14 protein-coding genes and 1 tRNA gene are annotated in these 25,214 nt (G+C 64.6%); 6 read left to right on the top strand and 9 right to left on the bottom strand.

Translation table 11 applies throughout. From position 1 onward, the window contains the following. Positions 1 to 1,308, top strand: a complete 1,308-nt coding sequence (locus AC0MRV_RS09770; RefSeq protein WP_472764275.1) for an FG-GAP repeat domain-containing protein — start codon at positions 1 to 3, stop codon at positions 1,306 to 1,308. Continuing rightward, entirely contained in the window at positions 1,293 to 3,077 is a 1,785-nt protein-coding gene (locus AC0MRV_RS09765; protein ID WP_472764274.1) for a tetratricopeptide repeat protein, read from the top strand. Before AC0MRV_RS09770 ends, AC0MRV_RS09765 begins: the two co-directional genes overlap by 16 nt. Positions 3,078 to 3,089: 12 nt before the next feature. Here AC0MRV_RS09765 and AC0MRV_RS09760 read toward each other — a convergent pair whose 3' ends face one another. Together AC0MRV_RS09760 and AC0MRV_RS09755 are read right to left on the bottom strand one after the other, a co-directional pair. Next, a complete protein-coding gene (locus AC0MRV_RS09760; RefSeq protein ID WP_472764273.1) occupies positions 3,090 to 5,405 on the bottom strand; it encodes a CRTAC1 family protein in 2,316 nt (771 codons plus the stop codon). Between the two features lie 124 nt (positions 5,406 to 5,529). Further along, positions 5,530 to 9,288 carry a TonB-dependent receptor plug domain-containing protein gene (locus tag AC0MRV_RS09755; protein WP_472764272.1) on the bottom strand — a complete coding sequence of 1,253 codons (3,759 nt, stop codon included), beginning with the start codon at positions 9,286 to 9,288 and terminating at the stop codon, positions 5,530 to 5,532. Positions 9,289 to 9,818: 530 nt separating this feature from the next. On the opposite strand from AC0MRV_RS09755, the gene AC0MRV_RS09750 reads away from it, so the two are divergent. From AC0MRV_RS09750 to AC0MRV_RS09740, 3 genes are all read left to right on the top strand, one after another. Beyond that, positions 9,819 to 12,218 (top strand): tetratricopeptide repeat protein, encoded by a 2,400-nt coding sequence (locus AC0MRV_RS09750; RefSeq protein ID WP_472764271.1) that lies wholly within the window; start codon positions 9,819 to 9,821, stop codon positions 12,216 to 12,218. A 7-nt stretch (positions 12,219 to 12,225) separates the two neighbouring features. Beyond that, a complete protein-coding gene (locus AC0MRV_RS09745) occupies positions 12,226 to 15,777 on the top strand; it encodes a CRTAC1 family protein (protein ID WP_472764270.1) in 3,552 nt (1,183 codons plus the stop codon). A gap of 71 nt (positions 15,778 to 15,848) precedes the next feature. After that, a complete protein-coding gene (locus AC0MRV_RS09740; RefSeq protein WP_472764269.1) occupies positions 15,849 to 18,116 on the top strand; it encodes a CRTAC1 family protein in 2,268 nt (755 codons plus the stop codon). 50 nt (positions 18,117 to 18,166) lie between these two features. Here AC0MRV_RS09740 and AC0MRV_RS09735 read toward each other — a convergent pair. From AC0MRV_RS09735 to AC0MRV_RS09705, 7 genes are all read right to left on the bottom strand, one after another. Then, a tRNA-Ser gene (locus AC0MRV_RS09735) sits at positions 18,167 to 18,256 on the bottom strand. Between the two features lie 91 nt (positions 18,257 to 18,347). After that, on the bottom strand, positions 18,348 to 18,755 hold the full coding sequence (locus AC0MRV_RS09730; protein WP_472764268.1) for a CoA-binding protein: 408 nt from the start codon (positions 18,753 to 18,755) through the stop codon (positions 18,348 to 18,350). Positions 18,756 to 18,789: 34 nt separating this feature from the next. Further along, positions 18,790 to 19,785 carry a dihydroorotate dehydrogenase-like protein gene (locus AC0MRV_RS09725; protein WP_472764267.1) on the bottom strand — a complete coding sequence of 332 codons (996 nt, stop codon included), beginning with the start codon at positions 19,783 to 19,785 and terminating at the stop codon, positions 18,790 to 18,792. Positions 19,786 to 20,003: 218 nt separating this feature from the next. Continuing rightward, positions 20,004 to 21,242 (bottom strand): cysteine desulfurase, encoded by a 1,239-nt coding sequence (locus tag AC0MRV_RS09720; RefSeq protein WP_472764266.1) that lies wholly within the window; start codon positions 21,240 to 21,242, stop codon positions 20,004 to 20,006. Between the two features lie 6 nt (positions 21,243 to 21,248). Then, positions 21,249 to 21,686, bottom strand: a complete 438-nt coding sequence (sufU, locus tag AC0MRV_RS09715) for a Fe-S cluster assembly sulfur transfer protein SufU (protein ID WP_472764265.1) — start codon at positions 21,684 to 21,686, stop codon at positions 21,249 to 21,251. A gap of 72 nt (positions 21,687 to 21,758) precedes the next feature. Continuing rightward, the gene (hemN, locus tag AC0MRV_RS09710; protein ID WP_472764264.1) at positions 21,759 to 23,180 is read right to left on the bottom strand and encodes an oxygen-independent coproporphyrinogen III oxidase; all 1,422 of its coding nucleotides are present in this window, start codon (positions 23,178 to 23,180) and stop codon (positions 21,759 to 21,761) included. Between the two features lie 116 nt (positions 23,181 to 23,296). Continuing rightward, a complete protein-coding gene (locus AC0MRV_RS09705) occupies positions 23,297 to 24,142 on the bottom strand; it encodes a Cell division protein CpoB (protein ID WP_472764263.1) in 846 nt (281 codons plus the stop codon). A 73-nt stretch (positions 24,143 to 24,215) separates the two neighbouring features. Here AC0MRV_RS09705 and AC0MRV_RS09700 point away from each other — a divergent pair, with 73 nt between their 5' ends. Next, positions 24,216 to 25,205: a KpsF/GutQ family sugar-phosphate isomerase gene (locus tag AC0MRV_RS09700; RefSeq protein WP_472764262.1), complete on the top strand. Its 990-nt coding sequence runs from the start codon at positions 24,216 to 24,218 to the stop codon at positions 25,203 to 25,205. The last annotated feature ends 9 nt before the right edge of the window (positions 25,206 to 25,214 follow it).

Below are 25,214 nucleotides of genomic sequence, written 5' to 3'. Positions count from 1 at the left end.
ATGGCCTCGGCGCGCGGAAAACGAATCGGCACCCTGTCCCTGAGCGCCCTGCTCGGCGCCGCGGTGGGACTCGGTATCGCCAAGTTCATGACACCGGCTGACATCGCCCCGGCCGACAATACCAGCCTGGCCCGGCTGAGTTCGGGAGACTTGGCCTTTGTTCCCGAGCCAATCGGTGCCCCGGTGGAGGAATTTGGTCGGCCCTATGTCACGCATGTTGACCTCATCGACCTCGACCAGGACGGGCGGCTCGACGTGCTCTACTGCGAAGGCTCGACCAACACCGTGCGCTGGATTCGCCAGGATGAAACAGGCGCCTTCGTGGAGGCCATCATCGGCGAGGACATTGCCGGACCGGCCCATGTCGCCGCGGCCGACATCTACGGGAACGGTCGCCTCGACGTGCTCGTGGCCAGCATGGGGCAGATCACGCCCAACAATGACCGCATCGGCTCGGTGGTGGTGCTGGAGAACCTCGACAACCAACGCTTTCAGCCGCGGGTCCTGCTCGAGAACGTGGCCCGGGTCACCGATGTGCGGGCCGCCAACCTCATGGCGCATCCAGACGGTCGACTCGACCTGATCGTCGGCCAGTTCGGCTACGACCAAGGAGAGTCCCGCTGGCTCGAAAACCACGGCGACTGGGCATTCACCAGCCACCTCGTGAACGAACAATCCGGTTGCGTGCACACGCCGGTGGCGGATTTCGACGGCGACGGCCGCCCGGACTTCGCCGCTTTCATCACCCAGGAATGGGAAGAAGTGCACCTGTTCAGCAACCAAGGAGGAGGCCGGTTCGAAGAACGCATCCTCTGGGGATCGACCAACGAGGACTTCGGGGGCAGCGGCATGCGGGTGCATGATCTCAATCGCGACGGCCGGCCCGACCTGCTGGTGAGCAACGGCGATGGCTTCGATTACGCGGTGCGCGGCCCCCGCCCCTGGCACGGCCTGCAATGGCTGCGCAACGACGGCAACGGAGCCTTCACGTATCAGCGGATCGGTGACATGGGCGGCGCCTACGCCCCGGCCCCCGCCGACCTGAACGGCGACGGCGCCACCGACCTCGTCGCCGTCAGCGGATTCGGTGATTGGTCCGACCCGCAGACTCCAGCCCTCATGGCCTTCATCAACGACGGCTCGGAAAACTTCACCCCCGTCGTGCTGGCCCGCACGCCCATCCAGATGATCACGGTCGCCGCCGGCGATCTCGATGGCGACGGCGTGCCAGAGCTGGTCACGGGCGGCTTCCACGCCTTCCCGCCCTACGAAAACATGAGCAGCATCATGCTATGGCGCAGAAAGTAGCCTCAACCTCCCGGGCACTGCTCGCCCACCTGCTGGCCGCCGTCGTCGGCGCGGCACTGGCTTTGGCCATCAGCCTGCCCCGCCAGACCGACCGTCTGCGGGAAGGCCTGCCAAAGCCCGTTCAGCCGGCGGTCAACAATCCCCGGCTCAACGAAGAAATTGAGGGCGCCGAGCAGGCCGCGCGTGAGAGCCCGACCCTCGCGAAGGTGGCCGCCCTGGGCCGACTGTATCACGCCAATGGTTACGACCAGGCCGCCGCCCGCTGCTGGCGCCTGCTGGCCAGAGAAGATGAAACCGACGGCCACTGGACGCACTATCTGGCCCAACTGGCGCGCATTCGCAGCGACCAAGACGAAATCTCACGCCAACTGGCGGCCACGGTGCGTCGGTCCCCCGACTATTCTCCGGCCTGGCTGCAACAGGCCGACCTCGCGTTCAAGCGCAGCCGCTATGCCCTCGCCCGCCAGAGCTACGAACGCCGCCTGGCACTCGAACCCGGCGATGCCCACGCCCGGCTCGGATTGGCCCGGCTGGCCCTGATTGATTTTGATCGCGACGCCGCCAAGGCCCAGTTGCTGGCCATCATCGGCGATCATCCTCAATTCTCCGCCGCCCACAATCTCTTCGCCCAGCTGGCGACCGAGGACGGCAACACCGCCCTCGCCCAGCACCACCGCTGGCTCGGACACCAAGCCGGCCGCTTTGAGCAAGCGCGGGACCCGTGGATGCTGGAGATCGAAGCCGAGTGCTACGACCCCGGTCGCCTGCGCATTCTGGGCATGCGCGAATACCAGAATCGGCGCTACGACAACGCCCGAGAAATGCTCCAGCGAGCCATCGCGATCCAGCCCACCGACCCCAACGGTTATGAACTGCTGGGCAATGTGCACCTCAACACGGGCCAACCGGCGCAAGCCGCCCAACTGACGCAGGAGGCCAAAGTTCGCTACGCCCAAACCGGGCAAGTCGTGCCGATCGCCGTCTTCAGCAACCTCGCGCAAGCCCTGCAGGAAACCGACCGCGCCGGCGAAGCGGTGACCATCCTGCAGGAAGGTTTGAGGACCCATCCGGAATCTTTCGAACTGCTCAACACCCTGGGCGTCGCGCTCCGCATGACCGATCAATCGACCGCCGCGATCGAGGCTTTCCGCGCAGCGCTGGAAATCAACCCGCTCGACCCCGACACCAACTTCAACCTCGCCACCCTGCTCTACAATCGTGGCGCCGAGGAAGAAGCTCTGTTCCATTACCACCAATCCCTGAAGCGGAAACCCACCTATCCGCAGACGCTGCTCTTCCTGGCCACCCGCGAACTTTCGGCCGGCAATCTCGACGCGGCCCAGCCGTGGATCGAACGACTCTTTGACGCCTACTCCGGCGTGCCCGAGGTCCGACGCATCACGGCGCAATGGCACCTGCAACGCGGTCTCGGGGCCGAGCGAGCCGGCAATGCGTCCGCCGCGCTCGCGGCGTTCGCCAAGGCCTTTGAGATCGACGCCGCGTTGCCCGGCCTCGCACCGCGGCTGGGCGGCCTCTATCTGGAAGCCGGTCAGTTCGCCCAAGCCGTCGCACCCTTGGAGGCCTATCACGCCCAGGAGCCCAACACACCGCGAGCCGCCATGCTCCTGGCCCAGGCTTACGCCCGCACCCGACGATTCGCCGAAGCCCGCCAACTGCTCACCCAGGCGGCCGACACCGCCGCCGCCGCTGGCGACGAGAAACTGGCCGCCTTTTGCCGCGAGATCCTCGGCCAACTCCCGCGCCGCTAGGCGCTGGATCGATCAATGGTGGTGGTGGCCACCACCCGCCATCCCGGCCTCCGGCAAGGCGAAGGTTCCAAGGTTGAGTCGCTCGGCCACAGAACTGTCTTCGCGAATGCGATAAAACCCGTCCGCGGCCACACCTTCGACCCGCTGGGTTTGTCCCGTCACGGGCCAGAAAATTTCGACAGATCGAATATCACTCGATTCGCCCAGACCGATTTCCTGCCGGAACGGCGAACCACCAAAACTACCGCCGCTGTTGACCTCACGATGGATCTTGCGGGTGCGCCCCACCGCATCGGCGACGGTCAGCGTCAGGCGGGCGCCTATCGCGGCACGGTTGGACGTGACGCCCTCGAGGCGGAGCGTCACCCAGTGGTTGGCGTTGCCCGGATTGGCGAAAAGTTGGTTGGGGTAATGATCCCCCGCGAGCACGCCGCCCACGACGGAATAGATGTCCTGGTCGCCGTCGTTATCGATATCACCGAAGGCGATCCCATGCCCCTTCTGCAACTGCCCGAACCCGCCGGCGGTGGTGACATCCTGAAAGTGCCCGGCACCGTCGTTGCGAAACATGCGAGAAGGGGTGAGTGATTCGTATTCCGGGTCCCCGGTGGCCGCGTAAAAATCGAGCCAACCGTCATTGTCGAGGTCGCCAAAGTTGCAGCCCATGGTGAGGAGCACGGTGGCCACCCCCGCCTCCTCGGTGACGTCGGCAAAGGTCTCGTCACCAAGGTTTCGATACAATTTTGGCAGCTCGGCATTGTGCGGCAGTCCGAGATAATCGGCCGCAACGTCACCGACGCTGGAAATGTTGTAGCCCGAGACGAAGAGATCGAGCCAACCGTCGTTATCGTAGTCGAACCACCAGCTGGGAAAACTCACCATGGGCGCGACGACGCCGGCCCGGTTGGCGGCGTTGCGAAAGCGCCACCGCGCCTCCGGGCCCTCCTGGCCACGGGCCGGGCCTTCGTTGTGCAGCAGGATGTTGCGGCCGCCCATGAGCGACAGGTAAAGGTCCGGGCGGCCGTCGTTGTCGTAGTCGCCGGCAACGGCGGCTTTGACGTATTGTTCGACATTGAGACGAAACTGGCGGGCCACCTCAGTGAAGGTGCCGTCCCCGTTGTTGCGGTAAAGTTCACACGGCTGGTCGTTACCCGTCGTCCAGGTCTCGTTGCCGATGAACAGGTCGATCCAACCGTCGCCATTGTAGTCGAACCAGGCCGCCGTCTGGGTGGGATGGTAACTCAAGAGACCAGCGGCTTCGGTGACATCGGTGAAGGTGAAATCGCCGTTGTTACGGAAGAGCGAGTTGGGGTGCAGCCCTTCGCCGCGCAGCCAACCGGTGCGCAGGAGCAGCACATCGACATATCCGTCGTTGTCATAGTCGGCATGCACCAGATTCAGCCCGCCCGTGACGCCCGATAGTCCAGCTTCGGCGGTGCGATCGACAAAGGTGCCATCGCCACGATTGCGAAACAGGCGCACTTGGCTCTGCGGCCCGGATGCGGAAACGAACAAGTCGAGGAACCCGTCATTGTCGAAGTCGTCCAGCACCACACCGCCCGACAAATCATCAACTGCCAGCCCCAACGCGCCGGCGACATCGGGAAATCGCGGCAAGGGATAATCCGAAGCGAAGGTTTCCGGCGCGATGAGCCAGTCCGCCGGAACCTGGTCGGGATACTCACCGAGGGTCATGTAGGCGATGTTCAGCAGCCAACGGGCTTCGAGATCGTTTTGATCCTCCCGCAACACCTGCCGCAAAAGTTTGATGGCATTGCGTGAGCCCTCCTGCTGTTGGTGCACCCCGCCGCCTTGAATCGGAAACAGGCAGGAGTCGGCGTTGTGATTGTTGAGGCAGTTCTGTTGCTCGCCGAGACGCAGGTGACAGATGGCCTCAAACATGAGCATTTCCCGACGCAGCCCCGCCGGGACCTCCCGTCCCGAAGCGACGAGTTGTTGCTGCAGCGACTCAAACTCAGCCAGCGCGTCCGCGGTCTGGCCGGCAAACAACAGGTAACGTTCCGGGCTCTCGAGCAGCTGCAGACGCGCCACGATATCGGCTGCGACCGCGGCCGCCTTGAGCCGCGCGACCTCGACCGCGCGATCGTTGAGGTAAAAATTTTCGATCGGATCGGAATCCGCCCAGAGTTGACTCACCCGCTCGTTCATTCTGCGGGTCTCCGGCGGTTGGCGGTCGCCACTGAGATCGCCGAGGGGTTGAGCGGAGGCGGTCGCGCCAATGGCGAGCGCCAGCACTACGCCGCGAAGGCCGGTTGGGCCGTGGCGAAGTTGGGCGGTGGGCGAAGGGGTAGATCGGAATGAGTGCATAGCGGGTGCCCGGGCAACGAATTACCCAAAGGCTTTGACCATCTCGGACGAAATCAAACGTGGGGTAAAAAAAAACGCCCCCCGGGAAACCGGGGGGCGTTGAAGTTTTTAGACAGCGGTCAGCTTAGAACCGGAAGGTATTGGTAAGCGACCAAGTCTGGCGCGGACCAATACGGTAGGTTGCCGGCGTGCCGTCAGGCTGGACCGTGATCGGGATCAGGTTATCGCCTTCGCCCACGTTACGCACGTTGAGCTGGACGCGCCAGTCGATCTTGTCGCTGAGGCGGCGGCTGTAACCGACCCACATATCGATGTTGGTCTCGGCCGGACCACGATACGGGTTGTCGAGGTCGAAGTTGACACGACCCGGGTTGGTCGGGTTCGGGATCGGCTTGAAGCCGATGACCACGTCGTCCTGCCAGCGGATAGCGGCACCAATGTTGACACCCTTGAGGAGACCCTCGTCGAAGTCGTAGTTGGTGATTGCGTTCACGCGCCACTCGCGCAGTTCCGGCACGTCGGTGCCTTCCTGCAGCTTGCGGGCGGCCCACTCGGAACCGACGTTCTGGTTCCACTGGAACAGGGAACGCTCGTTACCGGCGCCGCCCCACCAGATGCGGAGGTCGCCACCGTCGGTGTTGTTCAGGAAGTTCTCATACGCATCGACGAACTCGGCGAGGTTCGCACCACCGATGTTCTTGCGGACCGCAGTGGTCTTCGAAGCGTTGAGGGTCAGGCGCCAGTTACGGGTCGGCTGAGCATTGAACTCGATTTCATAACCCTTGGAGACAGCGTCTTCAGGGACGGTGAAACCGGCCGGGACGCGCTCGGACAGCTGGCTGTCGCCGCTGGCCCAGGTCATCGGGTTGAAGCCCCAAGCCTCGTAGAAGCGGGGATCAACGCTGGCCTGCCACTCGCGCCAGAGGGCGATGTGACGGAGCTCGCGCTCGTGAGCAGCGATGTAGTCTTCACCGTCCTGGCCACCACCGTAGTTATACAGGGAGTTCTCAGGATCCGGAGCGGTCGCGACATCGCCCGGGGCGAAGCCGAACTGGAGGTCGTATTCGTAACGATTGACCCAGTTGCCGGACCACGTCTGGGACGCGCCGATGAACCAGGCACCGTTGAGGCCGGAGGACGAAGCCTGCAGCACCTCGGTCTCATACTTGTTCACCTTGAGGGAGAAGCGGCCATCCTTGGACTCAAGGAGGACACCCACGTCGGTGGTGACACCGGACGGAGCCGGGATCGGCTCGCCGTAGACATCCACGCGCTCAGCGGCGGGCTGGAAGTTCTCGGACTCGTTGTAGTAGATGGTGGTGAGGAACGGCAGACGCTCGGTCAGGTTCTTGAGACCCGGAAGTTCATCCAAGTGAGCCACGATGGAGTAGCTGGTGGATTCAACCGTGAGCTCGTTGTCCGGATCGGTGCGCAGCTTGTAGGTGCCCGGGGAGAGGTCGAGACGATCGTCGCGGGTGAGGCCGTTGGTGTTCTGGGAGTATTCCCAAGAGCGGGCCGTGTCTTCACGCCAGCCCCAAGTGCCAACGATGGCGTTATCGAGCAGGTGGGCCTGCCAGACGAAGGCTTGGGACTCAACTTCGTTGCGGGTGAGGCGAGCGAAGGTGGTGTGGGAGTCACGGAGGGCACCGTTGTTGTCCTCGGAGTCGTAGATGGTGACCGGCTCATAGCGCCAGCCGACGTAGTTCGAGCGGTTCTCAGACTGCGTGCTCTCGTAGTTATTGGTCTGCCACGGCAGCTGATACTGGTTGTTCCAGGGATCACTCGGGAGAACACCGGCGGGCGGGTTCCAGGTCGAATCGAAGAGCATGACCTGGTAGTTGTAGGGCATGTCGAAGTTCGCGGTGATACGCGGAATGTCAGCACCGGAGGCCGAGCTGGCGCTCATGAGGGACGGTCCGAGGTAAACCATGGACTGCGGCGTGCGCTCGGTGGAGTGCCAATCGGCGTTGTTACCCAGGAAGTCGGAGTAAGCAATGTCGACGACGTAACGCTTCCAGCTGCGGCTGTCGGTGTCACGGGACTCCTCGGCGAAAAGGCCGGTGAGGGTGTGCTTACCGGCCAAGCGGCGCAGGAAGCTGGCATCACCGTCACGCGCGAAGTCGTGGGTGAAGAAGGCGGTGGCCCGGAAGCCGTCGCGCTCGCTCGCCATGGAGTTGTTCGCACCACCGGTGCCAACGACGAACGGACGACCCAGGTTCGGGTTCGGCGTGCCATCGGCATTCGGGAGGTTCAGCGAGTAGGTGCCGTTCGGGAAGTTCGGATCGTCGCCGGCGTAACCCACCTGCTGACCGTTCGCGATACCCTCGACGGTGCCATCAGCGTAAACGCTGTTGAAGTCGATGTAGATACCTTGAGCGCCACCGGTGAGGAAGGCGTTACGGCCATTGGCGTAGTTCTCCTGGTTGAACACGAGCTCAACACCGAACTTGTCGTTCATGAAGGTCTGAGCGATGGAGGCGTTGAAGGAGTCGAAATCCTGCCACTCGTTCTTGGTCGGGCCGTCGATCAGGTTGTTGTAGAAGTCGAACACCGTGGGATCGATGAGGCTGTTGTCCTTGTAGACACCGAACTGGGAGTAAGGGAGACCCGAACGAACCGCGAAGGTGGAGTAGGACTGGACAGCGCCCATGCGGTGGAAGCCGAGGACGTAGTTGTTGTCGATCGAACCGTCGGCAGCGATACCACCGGAGCCGGAGCCCGCGTTGATTTCAGCCTGCCACGCATCGACCGGGTCGATGGAATCACCGTTGAAGTGATAGTGGGAGGCGCCGAAGCCGAAGTCACCCACCCAAGGCGTGAACCAGCGGTTGGGCTGACCAGCGTCCGCACCACCGTTAACGGCGGGACGGGTGAGGCCATGGCCCGGGCGACCGGTGTTGTCATCACGGATTTGGAAGGGATTCCAAGTGCCCTTGTTCAGGTAGTTGAAGGTGCGCGGATCACCCTGGTTGACGCTGATGGTCTGGCCATCCTCGTAGGTGTGGGTGAAGGTGCGATCCCAACTGCCCTGGTAAGTGCCGGTGTAGAACCACGGAGTGATGTAGTCCAACGGGGGCAGGGTGCGGGGGCGGTTGGAGTTGATCGAACCATCTTCAAAGTTGGCCTTGATGATGGTGCGAGCCGAACCGCGCTTCAGGAATTCCGGTTCAAAACGGATAGCGGCGAAGACACGCTCGGTGTCTTGGAAGGCCGGGTCCTGCTGGAACTTCGTGTCATCCTTGACCGCGGCCACGCGAATGGCGAGTTGGTCTTCGAGGAGAACGCGGTTGAAGTCGACCTCAGCGCGGGCGGAGCCGTAGCTGGCCACACGGAAGGAGACTTCGTTGGAGTTCTTGAAGGACGCCTGCTTGAGGCCGGCGTTGATGATACCGGCCGGGGAGCCCTGACCGAACAGAATGGAGTTCGGGCCACGCTGGAGGTCGACACGGTCGACGGAGTAACCATCCCACGGAATGTCCGTCAGGAAGAAGTCACGCGTCGTGTCGGCCGCGGTGAGACCGCGAACACGGGTGTTCTGGTTGGGGTTGGTGAAGTTGCCTTCTTCGTTGAGGCGGGTGCCATCGCCGACACCGGCGAAGTTACCTTGGATGTTACCGACTTCCGTGCCCGTGGTGTATTGGAGCAGGGATTCGTTGTCGGTGGCCGCGATATCATCGAGGAACTGGCTGGTGATGACGGTAACGGCGTTACCGATGTCGCGCAGCTCGGTGTTCAAACGATTACCGGCGAGGGTCGTAGCAGCAGTGTAGCCTTGGTTGTCTTCTTCAGCCGAAACTTCGAACGGGGAGAGGACGATAACATCCTCGTCGTCGATTTCAGACGAAGCAGCCGTGGACTGCGCCCACGCGGATCCAGACGCCATAAGCGCCGAAACCGCGGCTAGTGTAAACCTAGTCAGGGTTTTGTCTTTTTTGGTATGCATGGTATTGGTTGGTCTCTAGCCGAGTCGGTCAGCGACCGATCCCGGTAGTGAATCGAACAATCGTTCGACGGATCACCGAAGGCGACCGACGAACGAAATTGGTTGCGGGGTTAACTCGTTACGTAACGAGAGAAGGCAAAGGGGCGAGGAGTGACGCAAGTGGTCAGCACGCAGGGGCAGGTAGGGGGTAGGGGTTAAGGTTGGGGTTAGGGCTCCCAGAAATGGGAAAGCGCCGGGAGCTTTGCGAGCACGAATTCAAAGGCCCCTTAATTTCTAGTCAAACAATAGCGCAATCTATGCGCGCCCTGCGCTCGAAGGTGGTGGTTTTTAGGCACTTCCGAGCAACGCACACGTCTCGCAAGGAGGAGACTTACCGTTGGGGGCATCCCGTTTGAGTCCGTCCCTCAGCCCCTTTCCCCGGCCGACAAACAGAGTTGCCCCGCAAAGACCCTGCTTAACAAAGTCCCGCGATGCCCCATTCCAAAGCGCCCGACAGCTCCTCATGGTGGACCCACCTCATAGGCGCGCTGGGTATCTTGCTCGCAGGTTTGATCTGTTACGGTCCGGCCTTGCAGGGTGAGGTGCTCTGGGACGATCCGGCCCATGTCACGTCACCGGATCTCCGCACCGCGGAGGGCCTCGGGCGCATTTGGACCGATGTGCTCGCCACCCAACAGTATTACCCCGTCCTTCACTCGGTTTTTTGGCTCGAGCACCAGATTTGGGGCGACGCGGTCCTTGGCTACCACCTCGCCAATGTGATCCAACACGCGCTCGCCTGCACCTTGTTCGCGCTCCTGCTCATCCGACTGCAGCGACCGGATCGGGGAGGCGTGGACGAACCGGACACCACGACCACCGGTCCGACCCGACCGACCGTTTGCATCGTCGCTTGGCTGGGAGGGCTGTTGATGGCGGTGCATCCGGTGGCGGTGGAGTCGGTTGCTTGGATCTCGGAGCAAAAGAACACGCTTTCCACGGTATTCTATTTCGCCGCCGCCCTCGCCTACTTCCGGTATCGAGAACACCGCGGTCTCGGTCGCTACCTTTGCGCCACCGGGCTCTTCATGCTGGCATTGGGTAGCAAGACCGTGACCTCCACGCTGCCCGCGGCGCTGCTCGTGATCCTGTGGTGGCGGCACGGCCGGCTAAAGTGGCGTCGCGACGTGGCCCCACTCGCACCTTGGTTTGGCCTTTCGCTCGCGGCCGGTCTCGGCACCGCTTGGATTGAACGCAACCTGATCGGTGCCGACGGCGCGGAGTATTCGCTCAACCTCATTGAACGGGTGCTGTTGGCGAGCCGTATCGTCTGGTTCTACCTGCAGTCCGTGGTCTGGCCCTTCGATCTGGCGTTCTTCTACGAGCGCTGGGACGTGCCCGCACTGGCCGGGTCTTGGTGGCCCTTTCTGGTCGCAGCCCTGATCGTTACCGGCGCGTGCTGGGCCATCCGCCAACGCTGCCGCGGGGCCTTGGCCACGTGGCTGTTGTGGGTGGGCACGCTTTTCCCCGCCTTGGGCTTCTTCAACGTGTTCCCGTTCGCGTTTTCTTATGTGGCCGACCATTTCCAATATTTGGCCACCTTCGCGGTCATCGGGGGCTTGGCCGGCGGCCTGACTCGCTTGGCCGATCGCCTCCCCTCCCGCACGGCTCAGGCCATACCCGCCACTCTCGGGCTCGTATCCGTGGCGCTCATTCCGTTCTCCCGCGCAGAAAGCCGACATTATCAAAGCAACGTGGCGTTGTTTTCCGCCTCGGTAGCGGCGGTGCCGGAGAACTGGATGGCACAACGCTGCCTGGCTTGGGCCCTCGCCAAACTGCCGGATCGGGAAGTCGATGCGATCCACCACTATCGCGAATCCCTGCGGCTCAAACCGGATTCCCCTGACAGCGCGAACGGCCTCGGTGTTTTGCTGCTCAACGATCCGGCCACCGCTGAGGAAGGGATCGCGCTACTGCGTCGCGCCATCGAACTACGTCCTCATTTCGCCGAACCGCACTTTACCCTCGCCCGTCTCCTCCGCGACCAACCCGACCGATTGCCGGAGATGATTGCGCATCTGGAGGTAGCGCTCGAAACCAAACCGCGTTTCGCCGCCGCTCACCTGCTCCTGGGGGAAACTCTTTCCCGCCTACCCGAGCGCCAATCCGAAGCCCTTCACCACTTCAACGAGGCCCTGCGCTGGGATGACACCCTTGCCGGCGCCCACGTCGGGATCGGCCAACTTCTCGCCAGCCTGCCGGGCCGCGCCGCCGAGGCCGAAGCCCGCTTCCGCCAAGCCCTCGCCCTCAACCCGGAGAATCCCGCCGCCCATTTCGAACTCGGCACCCTGCTCTCCAACCGTCCCGAGACTGCGGCTGAGGCCGAGACCCACCTGAAAGCCGCGATCCGCCTCGAGCCCGACGCCGCCTCCGCCCACTTCAACCTCGCCAACCTACTCGGGCGGCAACCGCGGCGCGCCGCCGAGTCCCTCCCTTTCTACGAAACCGCTCTGCGCCTCGAACCCAACTCCGCCGCCATTCACGGCAACCTCGGCAACGCGCTTGGCCAACTCGGGCGCCCCGCCGAAGCCATCGACCAATACCAACAGGCCCTCGCGCTCGACCCCGGCCTCGGCTGGATTCACCAGAACCTCGCCCTCGCGCTGGCCCCCCTCTCGACCCGCACCGAGCAAGCACTGTTTCACGCCCGCGAAGCCGTTCGCCTCTCTCCACGCAGCGCCCCCGCCTACAACACGCTCGCCATCGTCCATGCGCAGCAAGGTGCTCTCCGCGAGGCCCGCGACGCCTGGCAAAGGGTCCTGGAGCTCGATCCCAACTTCGCCCCGGCGCGTGAAAACCTTGCCCGCGTAAATCAATTGCTCAATCGCTAGCGCGACCATGCCCCGCCCCGCCCTCGCTGCCGCCGCACTGTGCCTCAGCTGCGGCCTGCTGCCCGCCGCCGGTGACCCGGCCGCCGAGATCGCCGCCGCGCCGCTCGCCGCGCGCTCCACCCCCGACGGCCCGACCCTTTTCACCACCCTGCCCGCCGTCGACACCGGCATCCGGGTCTTCAACCACTTCGCCGACCCGCGCATGTGGGGCTCGCTGCACACGGAGATCATGAACGGCGCGATGGGGACCGGTATCGCGGTCGCCGACTTCGACAACGACAGTCGCCCGGACGTCTTCATCGTCAGCAAGTCCGGCTCCAGTCGCCTCTTTCGCAACCTCGGCAACTGGCGCTTCGCCGACGTCACGGTCGCCGCCGGACTCGCTCCCGCCGGTGACGAGAAGCTCATCGACCGCCCCGACTGGACCCAGAGCGGCACCTGGGCCGACGTGAACAACGACGGCTGGCTCGACCTGTTGGTCTGCCGTTGGAACGCCCCCAACCGCCTCTTCATCAACCACGGTGACGGCACCTTCACCGAAGAAGCCGCCGCCCGCGGTCTCGCCATCTCCGATGCCTGCGGCAGCGGCTCCTTTCTCGACTACGACCGCGATGGAGACCTCGACCTCTACATCCACACCAACGTGCTCGACTCCGCCGGTGCGCCCGACGGCCAGCCCGACTACCTTTTCCGCAATCGGGGTGACGGCCACTTCGAGGACGTCACGGTCGCCGCCGGCATTTCCGGCCGCAGCTTCGCCCACGCCGTCGCGATCTGGGACTTCGACGACGACAACTGGCCCGACATCTATGTCGCCAACGACTTCGCCGCCCCTGATCGCCTGTATCGAAATAATCGTGACGGCACCTTCACCGACGTGATCACCGCGGTCGTGCCACACATGCCCTATTCGTCCATGGGCACCGATGCCGGCGACATCGACGGCAACGGTTGGCCCGACCTCTTCGTCACCGACATGGCCGCGACCACGCACGAAAAGGATCACCGCGGCATGGCCTATTCCCGCCTGCTCAAGACGGACTTCATCGACCCGGCCGCCGACCCCTCCCCCCAAGTCTCGCGCAACGCCCTCTATCTCAACGAGGGCGTCGGCCCCACCCGTGAAGCGGCACATCTGCTGGGCATCGCCGCCACCGACTGGACCTGGTCCGTGCGCTTCGAAGACCTCGACAACGACGGCCGCCTCGATCTGCACGTCACCAACGGCATGATCCGCGAATACCAGAACGCCGATCTCATCGACCGCATGATGCTCGCCCGCAGCCCCGCCGAACGCATCCAAATCATGCGCGACAGTCCGGTGCTGGCCGACCCCAACCTCGCCTACCGCAACACCGGCGACCTGCGCTTCGAACCCGTTGGCGCCGCCTGGGGACTCGACCGCGCTGGCGTGAGTTTCGGCGCCGGCTTCGGTGACTTCGACGGCGATGGCGACCTCGACCTCATCGTTTCCAACTACGAAGCCGAACCCTCCGTGCTGCGTAACGACAGCACGAGCGGCCACCGCGTGCTCTTCGCCCTGCGGGGCACCCAGTCCAACCGCTACGGCATCGGCGCCCGCGTCACCATCGAAACCGCGAGCGGTCGCCAAACGCGTCGGCTCACGCCGTCCCGCGGACTGCTCTCTTGCAGCGAACCCGTGGTCCACTTCGGTCTTGGCGCAGCCGATCGACTCACCCGCGTGACGATCGATTGGCCATCCGGCCACCAACAGACCTTCACCGACCTCGCCGTCGATCAACGCTACACCGTCCACGAGCCCGAAACTTCGATTCCGCCCGCACCCACCGCGCCTCCGCCCGCCGGGCTCTTCGCCGAAGTCGGCGCCCACCACGGGCTGCATCTCACCGTTGCCGAACGCAATGAAACCGAAGACCAGCCGCTCATTCCGGTGAGCTTCGGCACCCTCGGCCCCGCCCTCGCCGTCGGTGACCTCAACGGCGACCACCGCATGGAGCTCATCCTCGGTGGCACCAGCGGCAGCCCCGCCCAACTCTTTTTCAAATCCCAGCGCTTCGCCGTCGCCGGCAATCTCGAACCGTCCGTCGCCGATGATGGTCCACTGCTGTTGCTCGACTACGATGGCGACGGTCTCACCGACCTGCTGCAAACCAAGGCCGGCGCCAACCTGCCGCGCAACTCTTCGCGCTTCCAACCCATCCTCTACCGCAACACCGGGGCGGGCCTCGTGCCGCAAGCCGACATCCTGCCTCCCGTGCCCATCAGTGTGGGTGCCGCCGTCGCGGCCGACTTCGACCGGGACGGCCGGCTCGACGTGTTCCTCGGCGGTCGCGTGCTCCCCGACCACTACCCGCTCCCCGCCGCCAGCGCCCTGTTGCGCAACACCGGCGGACGCTTTGCGGACGCCACCGCCACCCTCGCGCCCATGCTGGCCGAGATCGGATTGGTCCGTTCGGCGCTCGCCACCGACGTCGACGCCGACGGCTGGCCCGATCTGCTGCTCGCCCTGGAATGGGGCACCGTCACCTACCTGCACAACGATGCCGGCCGCGGCTTCACCGACCGCTCGACGGAGGCCGGGTTCGCGGCCGCCGGTTCCGGCTGGTGGACCACGCTCGCCAGCGCCGACTTCAACGGTGACGGTCAGCTCGATTACGTCGCGGGTAACAACGGACTGAATACATTCTACCAGCCCCCCGCCGAAATCTACACCGGCCGCTTCGGCCGCGGGCGCAACCTCCAGGTCATTGAAGCCTACACCGAAGACGAAACGCTTTATCCCCGCCGCACCCGGCGGGAACTCGGCGCGGAGATCGCCACCGTGCTGCGCCGCTTCCGCCGCAACGACACCTACGCCCGCACCAGCCTACCCGAACTGCTCGGCGCCGAGGCGCTGGCCGAAGCCCACCGGGCCGTCGCCACCGAATTCCGCAGTGGGGTTTTTCTGAGCCAGCCGAACCGCACCTTCCGCTTTGTCCCGCTGCCGCGCATCGCGCAAATCGCGCCGCTGCAGGGACTCGCCACCGGCGACTTCAATGGCGACGGGCATGCCGATCTCTACGCCGTGCAAAACGCCTTCGCCATCAATCCCGGCCTCGGTCGCTTTGACGGCGGTATCAGCCAATTGTTCAACGGCGACGGCCACGGCAACTTCACCGCGGTTCCGCCGATCGACAGCGGCCTCGTCGTGCCCGGCGACGCCAAGGCACTGGTGCAACTCGACCTCGACGACGACGGTTGGCCCGACTTTCTGGTCAGCCGCAACAGCCGCGCCAGTTTGGCCTTTCAACACCGTGGCCAAACGGGCTCCCGGTCGGTGCAAGTCATGCTGGAGTCGGGCGCACCCGGCCGACCGGTGGTCGGCGCCCGCGTCACCCTCGAACTGGCAAACGGCGCCCGTCAAGTGGTCGAGATTCAGGCGGGTGGTGGCTACTACAGCCAGAACGCCCCCACCGCGTTTCTGGCCTGGCCGGAGGACAACCCGCCGGCGCGTCTCAGCGTGCGCTGGCCGGATGGCGCCGAAAGCGTGGAGACCTCGTTCCCCCAGGCGCCACGATGGACCGTGCGCCAGCCTTGAACGATTAAACGACAAGATCGCCGGCCCTCACTTGACCCGTTTCACCCGCCGGTGGTTGTTTGGAGCGACGCATGCCTTCCCTCCCCGCCCTTTTTCGCACGCCCCACCGCAGGCTTCTGGCGACTTCATCTCTGCTGCTGGCCACGGTCGCGACTGCCATCGCCACGCCGGCCCCCAGCACCTTGCGGATGATCGAGCGCCTGCGCGCCCAGGCCGAGACCCCCGGCGAAACCGACATGTTTTTTCCCGGCCGGGCGGTCGCCAAGTTCCAGCGCGAGCTGGCCGCCGCCACCACCCTCAAAGAACGCCTGCCGTTGCGTATCCCGTATGCGCGCGCGTTGCTCAATGACGGCTTCTCGGCCGAGGCGATCGAGCAGATCAACCTCTTCGGTCGCGAATTCGCCGGCTCGGGAGCCACCATGGATCGCAGCCAAATTGCCGATCTGCTCGAGCTGAAGGCCCTGTGCGAATTTCGCCTGGGCGAGCAGGCCAACTGCCTCGCCAACCACAACGCTGACTCCTGCCTGCTCCCGCTCGCCGGCGGCGCCATCCATCTCGATCAAACCGGCTCCCGCGCGGCCATCGCCACCTTCAACCAGGTCCTCGGTCAGACCCCTTCACCCTACGCCGCGTGGATGCTCAACCTCGCCTACATGACGGTCGGCGAATACCCCGATGCGGTTCCGCAGCGCTGGCGAGTGCCGCCCGAGGTGTTCGAGTCCGACTACCCGCTGCCGCGATACCCCGATGTCGCGATGAAGCACGGTGTTGCCATCGACGACCTGTCCGGCGGCGTCGTGATGGACGACTTCGACCTCGACGGTGACCTTGATTTCATGGCCTCCGCGTGGGGCCCCTACGGCCAGCTCCGCTACTTCACCAACGACGGGGGTGGCACCTTCACGGAACGCACCGACAGCGCCGGACTGATGGGTCTGACCGGCGGGCTCAACATGATCCACGGCGACTACGACAACGACGGCCTCGTCGACGTGCTCGTGCTGCGCGGCGCCTGGCGCGGTGGCGAGGGCCGCATCCCCAATTCTCTCCTGCGCAACAACGGGGACAATACCTTCACCGACGTCACCGAGGCCGCGGGTCTGCTGAGCTTCCACCCCACCCAGACCGCCACCTGGCTGGACTACGATGGCGACGGCTGGCTTGATATTTTCATCGGCAACGAGTCGGTCGAAGGCAGCGGGTTCACCGACCCCTGCGAGTTGTATCGAAACAATGGTGACGGCACCTTCACCAACCTCGCCGCCGCCAGCGGCGTGGACATCGTCGACTGGATCAAGGCCGCCACGGCCGGCGACTTCAACAACGACGGCCGGCCCGACCTCTACCTCTCCTCACTCACCGGCGACAATCGTCTCCTGCGCAACGACGGGCCGATCGACCCGCGGAACCCGGCGCGCGGCCACCGCTTCACCGACGTCGCCGCCGCCGCCGGCGTGACCGGACCGACAAAAAGCTTCCCGTGCTGGTTCTTCGACTACGACAACGACGGTTGGCTCGACCTCTTCGTCACCGGTTACTCGATCCGCAACGCCGGCGATGTGCTCGCCGATCTGCTCGGCGCCAGGAACGGCGGTGAGAAGGCGCGCCTCTACCGCAACCGCGGGGACGGCACCTTCGAAAACGTCTCCGCCGCCGCCGGCCTCGATCGCATCCTGCACACTATGGGCAGCAACTTCGGCGACCTCGACAACGACGGCTGGCTCGACTTCTACGTCGGCACCGGCGACCCCAACCTCGGCACCGTCATCCCCAACCTCATGTTCCGGAACAACGCCGGGCAGGGCTTCCAGGATGTCACCACCGCAGGCGGATTCGGGCAACTGCAGAAAGGACACGCCATTGCGTTCGGCGACCTCAACAACGATGGCCACCAGGACATCTACTCCGTGGTCGGCGGCGCCTTTGCGGGCGACCACTACCCCAACCAACTTTTCGCCAATCCAACGAACGCCAACGCGTGGTTAAAGCTCCGCCTGCAGGGCGCCAAAGCCAACCGCATCGGCCTGGGATCACGTATCGAAGTGAAGGTGCAAACGCCGGCCGGCCCGCGCACGATCCATCGGACTGTCACCAGCGGCGGCACCTTTGGTTCCAGCCCGCTCACGCTCACCGGCATCGGTTTGGGCGACGCCATGGCGATCGATGAAGTGGTCATCCACTGGGCGGGCAGCAACACGGTTCAACGCCTCACCGGTCTCGAGCTCAGCCAAACCTACCACGTGATCGAGGATGGCAAAGCCACCAAGACGCCGGATCCGGCCGCCTTCGTTTGGGGCCAAACAGCGACGATGCCGATGGGCGGCCATCAACATCACTGAGACCGTCGCCCGCCGCTTCATCTTTCCAAAAGCGTGGCTGGGTAACCACATGGCGGAGAGGGGGGGATTCGAACCCCCGATAGGTTTAAGCCTATACCCGCTTTCCAAGCGAGCGCATTCGACCACTCTGCCACCTCTCCTGGTGATATGCATCCGGTGGCCGAAACCCCCTGATGTTGGACGAAAGAGGGTCAGATAAGGCGGATGTCGCGCAGTCGGTCAAACGGAATTTCAACGCGTTTCGAGCAGGCGCCGGTGCTCCACCATCAGGCAGGCGTCCATCACCACCTCAAGACCCGCCGCAGTCGCCCGCCGTTCGGCCTCCGCCGAGGCGATTCCGACTTGCAGCCACAACATGCCCGCGCGGTTCCGCCCGGCCTCGTCAGCCCACCGTTCGGCTTCCGCCGCGGGGCGAAATACATCGACGATGTCCACGGGCTCGCTCAGTTCATCCAAACTGCGCACCACCGGCTCACCCAGCAGGGTCTCCGCCGCCGGATGCACGGGGATGATGCGATATCCCACCTCCTGCAGGTAACGCGCTACGCGCGAGCTGGGTCGATCGGGGTTGGTCGAAAGCCCCACCACCGCGATGGTGCGGGCGGCGCTGAGCCGGGAGCGGAGTTCTTGATCGGTCATTTGCCGCCCAACCTGCACCAACACCGCGCGCTTTTCAAACCTGCCAGCTTTGCAGCACCTTCACGTAATGGGCGCGTTCGTGGGCCGCCGGATCGGGGCACTGCCGCAGGTTCAAGTTTCCGCGCAGGCGATCAATCGAGCTGAACTCGTGCTCCCGCATCCACGCCTCCAGGCCATCGAGCAGGGTCTTCACATGTCCGGTCCCGCAACGCAGCAGCACCGACACGACCTGCACCACATCGGCACCGGACAGCAGCGCCTTGATGGCATCCTCGGTCGTATGCACGCCACCACTACAGGCCAGGTTGCCCGGAAAATGCGGCGAGAGAATCGAAAGCCAACGCAACCGCAGCAACAGGTCACTGGAGCGCGAGAGGCGGAGCTGGTTCACCACTTTGACCGAGTCGACGTCGATGTCGGGCTGGTAAAACTGGTTGAACAGCACGACGCCGGCCGCGCCGTTGTTGGCGAGCACCGCGGCGAAGTTCGCCAGTGCCGTGTGGTAGGGAGAGAGCTTCACCGCGACCGGAATCTTCACCGCCGAGGATACGGTGCGCACCAACTCCACGATGTCCGCCTCGACCTCATCGGCCGGCACGGACGGATCGGTCGGCAGTTGGTAGGGGTTGAGCTCGATCGCTGACGCACCGGCGTCCTCCATGCGCTGCACCTCCCCCACCCAGTTGCCATTATGACTGCCGTTGAGTGACCCGATGATCGGGATCTCGACCAACTTGCGCAGGCGCGTGAGCTGACGAAGGTATTGCTCCGAATCGAGCCGATAGTCCTCGTAGTGAGGAAAGGGATTGTCATCCGCGTCTCGATCGCCGCCCGCCACCAAGCCGTCCGCCGCCGCCAGGCGGCGCGGGGCAGCCCCTATCTGCTCCTCGAAGAACGAGTGCATCACAATTGCCGCGGCTCCGGCATCGGCCAACTCCCGACAGGCGGTGAGGTTGTCACAGAAGGGTGAAGCGCCGACCACGATCGGGTTGCGCAACGTGAGGCCGAGGTAACGGGTCTTGAGGTTCATGGCGCGAAGGAACTTGGGCGGTGAATCGAACAGCGCCCATCATGCCGCGACCGCCCCGACGCCTCTCCGCAGTCGTTGGCCGGTGAGGTGCAGTTTTTGCGAGAAGGTGGCTTTAACCCCTCCCGAGCGAGCGAAAGGCGCCGTCAAGGACGTCAGCGTCCGACTTTCCGGCCTGGGTTGGACCGCGGCCTCCGGACGCGGTTGGGCAGTGGATCGGCCTAAGCCCCGAAGAACTTCAGGATCTTCCGCATCGATTTCACCAGCGCCTCCACGTCCTCGGGCGTGTTGTAGAGGTAGAAGCTCGCGCGCGTGGTGCTCGGCAGGCCGAGTTTGCGCATGAGCGGCTGGTTGCAGTGGTGACCGCCACGCAAGGCCACGCCATCCTGATCGGCAAAGGTCACCACGTCGTGCGCGTGCACATCGGCGAAGGCAAAACTCACCATGCCGGCACGCCGCTCGCCGGGACGCGGGCCCAGAATGCGAATGCCGGGCAACTCGCTCAAAGCCTCGGCGGCCATCATGGCGAGTTCGACTTCGTGCTGACCGATCGCCGGCCGGCCGAGTTGGTCGAGGTAGTCCATCGCCGCGTGCAAACCGATCGCGTCGGCGACGTTGGGCGTGCCGGCCTCGAAGCGCTCGGGCGAAGGTTTCCACGTGCTGCCTTCGTAGGTGACGTTGGCGATCATGCCGCCACCACCCTGCCACGGCGGCATCGCATCGAGCAGGGCCTTGCGGCCGTAGAGCACGCCGATGCCGGTGGGCCCGGCCATCTTGTGGCCCGAGAAGGCAAAGAAGTCGCAGTCGAGGTCGAGGACATCGACCTGTTCGTGGCCGGCCGATTGGGCGCCGTCGACCACCGTGATCGCGCCCGCGGCGCGCGCCTTGGCGCAGATTTCCTTGGCCGGATTTTCGACGCCAAGCGTGTTGGAAATGTGAGTGAACGCGACGACTTTGACCTCGGGCGTGAGCATCCGGTCGAAGGCCTCGAGATCGAGTCCGCCCTCGGCGTCGTCGCCAACGACCGGCACATAACGCACGGTCGCGCCGGTTTGCTGGGCGACGAGTTGCCACGGCACCATGTTGGAGTGGTGCTCCATCTCGGTGCAGAGGATCACGTCACCCGCCCTCAGGCTGGCGCGGCCCCAGCTTTGGGCGACGAGGTTGACCGACTCGCTGGTGCCGCGGGTGAAGATGATCTCGGCGGGATCGGCGGCATTGAGGAACTTGGCCGTGCGGGCGCGGGCGGCTTCATAACCGTCGGTGGCACGCATGGAGAGCGCGTGCAGACCGCGGTGCACGTTGCTGTTGTCGCGCTCGTAGAAGCGCGCGAGCGCATCGATGACCGACCGCGGTTTGTGCGTCGTGGCCGCGTTGTCGAGATAGACGAGCGGGTGGCCGCCGACGTGTTGGTCGAGCACGGGGAAGTCGACCCGCAGATTGGAAAAGTCGTGCGTCATGGCCGCTTATTCCGCTGCCGGTTGGTCCGGCTTGTTCAGCGCGTCGACGGCCGCGTGCCACGAAAGCGTGGCGCACTTGATGCGGGCCGGGAAGGCGTGCACGCCGGCGAAGGCCGCGACCTCGGAGAACTCCTCCGGCTCGCGACCGGTGGTCACGATATCCTTGAAGTCGGCAAAGGCGGCCTCGGCCTCAGCCTTGGTTTTGCCCTTCAGCTCGGTGGTCATGAGCGAGGCGCTGGCTTGCGAGATGGCGCAGCCGGAGCCCTCGAAGGTGATCTCGCCGACTTTGTCGCCCTCCATGCGCAGGTAGACCGTGCAGTTGTCACCGCAGGTGGGATTGTCACCGCTGGCGACCCGGGTGGCCGTCGGCAACTTGCCGCGATTGCGCGGCCGCTTGTTGTGGTCGAGAATGACCGCTTGGTAGAGGTCGGTAAGATCAGACATGGAAACGGCCAATGTCGCGCACTCTGCCCGTTTGGCAACTCCCCACCGCGCATGAAGCGCCGACCGACCGGGTCAGACGGTCATCGCGTGGGCCCGCACACCCTTTGCCAGGGTCTGGTCAAAAGCCATCGCCACCACCCGCAGCAGCGGTTCGCCCTTGGGCAGGACTTGGAGGACCTGGGAATCAATTTCGACCAACCCGTCGTCGATCAAGGGACGCAGCGAAGCGATCTCCTCCCGATAATTGAGCCGCACATCGAAGCCAAACTCCGCGCTCAGCCGACCAAAGTTGAGCTGCCGATCACACATGATCGCCATGATGAGCCGGCGGCGGCGCTTGTCCTCGTCGTTGAGGCGATAACCACGCTCGGTCGGCAGACGCCCTGCGTTGAGCGCGGCGCGGTAGCCCATGAGCGACTTGTCGTTCTGCCAATAAAGGTCGGGGCTCTGCGAGATGGACGAAATGCCGAAACCATACAACGAGGCGCCGGAGCGCGTGCTGTAGCCCTGGAAGTTGCGGTGCAGTTTCCCTTCGCGCAGCGCGACCGCTAGTTCGTCGTCGGGTTTCGCAAAGTGATCGAGGCCGATGTCGATGTAGCCGGCTGCCAACAATTTGGCGCGAATGCGGGAGAACATCTCCAACTTCTCGGCCGGCCCCGGCATCTGGCCGCGTTTGTCGAAGATGCGCTGCGCGGGTTTGATCCACGGCACGTGCGCGTAGGAGAAGACGGAGAGGCGATCGGGCGCGAGCTCCAGCGCATCGTCGACCGTGCGTTCAACGGACTCCGGCGTCTGCAGAGGCAGCCCATAAATGAGGTCGAGGTTGATCGACTCGATGCCAATCGAGCGGAGCCCGTCGACCACCTGACGATTGGTGTCGTGCGGCTGGATGCGGTGGATCGCCTCCTGCACCGCCGGATTGGTGTCCTGGATGCCGAGCGAGGCGCGGTTGATGCCGATGCGGCGCAGGGCGCGCAGGTGCTCGGGAGTGGCACAGCGGGGGTCGATCTCCACACTCAGCTCCGCGTCCGACGCGAAGGTAAACCGGTCGTGGATGGCCGCGCCGAGTTTTTCCAGAACCTCCGGCGCAAAAAAGGTCGGGGTGCCGCCGCCGAAGTGCAGTTGGTCGACCAGCCGCTGGGGATTCAGGTCGCGACCGACCAGGGCCATCTCGCGTTCAAGATCCAGCTCATACTCCGCCGCCCAGTCCTTGCGTCGCGTGATGATGGTGGTGCAGCCGCAATACCAGCAGCGCGACTCACAGAACGGCAGGTGAAAATAGAGCGACAGCGGCCGCGTGGCATCGGCGTTGTCGTCGCGAATGCCGCCCGCCACATCGACGTCCTCAAGCCGATCGGAGAATTTGTTCGCCGGCGGATAGGAGGTGTAGCGCGGCCCGGGCACGGCGTATTTGCGGATCATGTCGAGATCCAAGGCGGTCGCGGCCTGAGCGGTCGCGGATGCTGTCGGGGCGCCTTCGTGCGGGGTTATCATTGCAGGTTCCACTATGCCCCATGAGGCGCCCATCCTGCTCCGCAGGCCTTGCCGCAAGGTGTGCGCATCTTGCGCACGGCGGTATGGTTCCGTCCGACGGAAAAAGCGCTGTCGCCCTACTCCGGAATCACCAGCCGCATCCCGATCTGCAGGTCGTTGGCCGACCGCATTTGGTTGCGATTGGCGGTGTAGATGTCCTTCGCCCGCGAGGGGTTGTTGTAATAGCGCCGGGCGAGGCTGTAGAGCGTGTCACCTTTGGCGACGGTGTGCACCCGTTGGGCGGTCGCCGCGGCCGGTGTTTCAGAGGGGCGGGTGGGGGTGGTGACCGGACGCTCCTCCAGGGTTTCCAGAGGCGCGGCACTGAAGCGCGAGCCGCGGTTGGCCGTGTTCTCCGGCGGGGCCAGGGAGGCGGTTTGGGTCGGCGCGGCGGACAGGTTGGCGGTCTGCCGCAGGGCGCTCGGACTGCCCGCCGAGGAAGACTCGCGCAACCGTGCCACTTCATCCTTCAGGCGCGTGTTTTCGACCCGCAGGTTTTCGACGACGTCGAGCAGGTCGTTGCGCATAATTTGGTTTTCGAGCGGTTGGGCGGGCAGCGTTCGGGCAAAGTCGCGCGTCGCGACCTCGATGCGTTGTTCAACCAGATCGCGGTTCGTGGAGTTGGGCTTCAGCTCCAGATAGCGGCGGAAGTGGTAGATCGCGGTGATAGGGTCCTTCACCTCTTCGAGGTAGAGCAGTCCCAACTGCAGGTGCGACTCCGCCGCGTCCTGCGGGCGGGCGTTGATCACGCGGGTGAAGGCGGCCAAGGCGGCCTGTTCGTTGCCTTGGCGCAGCAGGCGCTGGCCCTCGACGTAATCGGGTTCATTGATCTCCGCCACCGGCTCGCCCTTGGGCAGACGGTCACATCCCGCGGCCGCGAACACGGCCAGCAGGAGGGCGAGGATCTGAAATCGACGGAACGACATGGACGGGAAAAGGAATTGAATGCGCCGGAGGCCAATCTAAGTCTGGCAAGCCCACTTCGGACTCAAACTCTAAATGGCAATTGCCCCCAAATCCGCTCTCAAACGCGCCCGCGCCTGCTTGGCGATTGAACAAGAAGCCCTCGCGGCCACCGCCGACGCGCTCGACAAGACCTTCGTCGCGACCGCCCGCGCCATCGCCGACGCCACCGCGGCCGGCGGCAAACTCATCTGCACCGGCGTCGGCAAGTCCGCCCACATCGCCCAAAAGCTCACCGGCACCTTCAACAGCACCGGTCTGCCCACCTGCTTCCTCGACGCCACTCAGGCCCTGCATGGCGACCTCGGCCTCTGCGCCGCCGGCGACATCGCCATCCTTTTCAGCAACAGCGGCCAATCCGAAGAGATCCTCCGCCTGCTGCCGCTGCTCAAACGCTTCGGCGTGATCACCATCGCGTGCACCTCCACGCCGAGTTCGGACCTCGCCAAGGAATCCGATCACACCCTGCTCTACGTGGTGCCGCGCGAGGCCTGCCCGCTCGATCTCGCACCGACCGCCAGCACCACGGCCGCCCTCGCCCTCGGCGACGCGCTGGCGATGGTGCTGCTCGAGGCCCGCGGTCTCACCCGCGACGACTTCGCCAAGTATCACCCGGCCGGCAATCTCGGCCGCATCCTGCTGCTGCGCGTGGCCGACATCATGCGTCGCGACGACCGGCTGCCCATCGCGCCCGAAACCGTGTCCACGCAGGACGCGATTCTGCAGATGACCAAGGCCAAGAGCGGCAGCATCGCGCTGGTGAACCCGAAGTCCGGCAAACTCACCGGCATCCTCACCGACGGCGACTTCCGCCGCAGCGCGCTGACCGGTCCCGATTTCCTGAGCCAGCCGGTGAAGACGTTCATGACCCGCGGGCCCAAAACGATCCGCGACGACGCGCTCGGCGTCGATGCGTTGCGCCTGTTTGAGCAGCACAAGATCGACGACCTCATCGTCGTTGACCGCGCCGGCAAACCGGTCGGTCTCGTCGACGGGCAGGATCTGCCGAAGTTGAAGATCGTTTGAGCAGGATGC

This window comes from Actomonas spartinae, assembly GCF_051209155.1.
In the GTDB taxonomy this organism is placed as follows: Bacteria; Verrucomicrobiota; Verrucomicrobiia; order Opitutales; family Opitutaceae; genus Actomonas.
Note: the sequence above shows the minus strand (reverse complement) of the source record. Positions and strands in the feature narration are given on the sequence as shown.

Bases quoted from the DNA above. Each gene is read 5' to 3' on its own strand.
- hemN (WP_472764264.1), bottom strand. From the start codon at position 23,180: ATGATAACCCCGCACGAAGGCGCCCCGACAGCATCCGCGACCGCTCAG.
- sufU (WP_472764265.1), bottom strand. From the start codon at position 21,686: ATGTCTGATCTTACCGACCTCTACCAAGCGGTCATTCTCGACCACAAC.
- AC0MRV_RS09760 (WP_472764273.1), bottom strand. From the start codon at position 5,405: ATGCACTCATTCCGATCTACCCCTTCGCCCACCGCCCAACTTCGCCAC.
- AC0MRV_RS09750 (WP_472764271.1), top strand. From the start codon at position 9,819: ATGCCCCATTCCAAAGCGCCCGACAGCTCCTCATGGTGGACCCACCTC.
- AC0MRV_RS09725 (WP_472764267.1), bottom strand. From the start codon at position 19,785: ATGAACCTCAAGACCCGTTACCTCGGCCTCACGTTGCGCAACCCGATC.
- AC0MRV_RS09770 (WP_472764275.1), top strand. From the start codon at position 1: ATGGCCTCGGCGCGCGGAAAACGAATCGGCACCCTGTCCCTGAGCGCC.
- AC0MRV_RS09705 (WP_472764263.1), bottom strand. From the start codon at position 24,142: ATGTCGTTCCGTCGATTTCAGATCCTCGCCCTCCTGCTGGCCGTGTTC.
- AC0MRV_RS09730 (WP_472764268.1), bottom strand. From the start codon at position 18,755: ATGACCGATCAAGAACTCCGCTCCCGGCTCAGCGCCGCCCGCACCATC.
- AC0MRV_RS09740 (WP_472764269.1), top strand. From the start codon at position 15,849: ATGCCTTCCCTCCCCGCCCTTTTTCGCACGCCCCACCGCAGGCTTCTG.
- AC0MRV_RS09765 (WP_472764274.1), top strand. From the start codon at position 1,293: ATGGCGCAGAAAGTAGCCTCAACCTCCCGGGCACTGCTCGCCCACCTG.
- AC0MRV_RS09755 (WP_472764272.1), bottom strand. From the start codon at position 9,288: ATGGCGTCTGGATCCGCGTGGGCGCAGTCCACGGCTGCTTCGTCTGAA.
- AC0MRV_RS09745 (WP_472764270.1), top strand. From the start codon at position 12,226: ATGCCCCGCCCCGCCCTCGCTGCCGCCGCACTGTGCCTCAGCTGCGGC.
- AC0MRV_RS09720 (WP_472764266.1), bottom strand. From the start codon at position 21,242: ATGACGCACGACTTTTCCAATCTGCGGGTCGACTTCCCCGTGCTCGAC.
- AC0MRV_RS09700 (WP_472764262.1), top strand. From the start codon at position 24,216: ATGGCAATTGCCCCCAAATCCGCTCTCAAACGCGCCCGCGCCTGCTTG.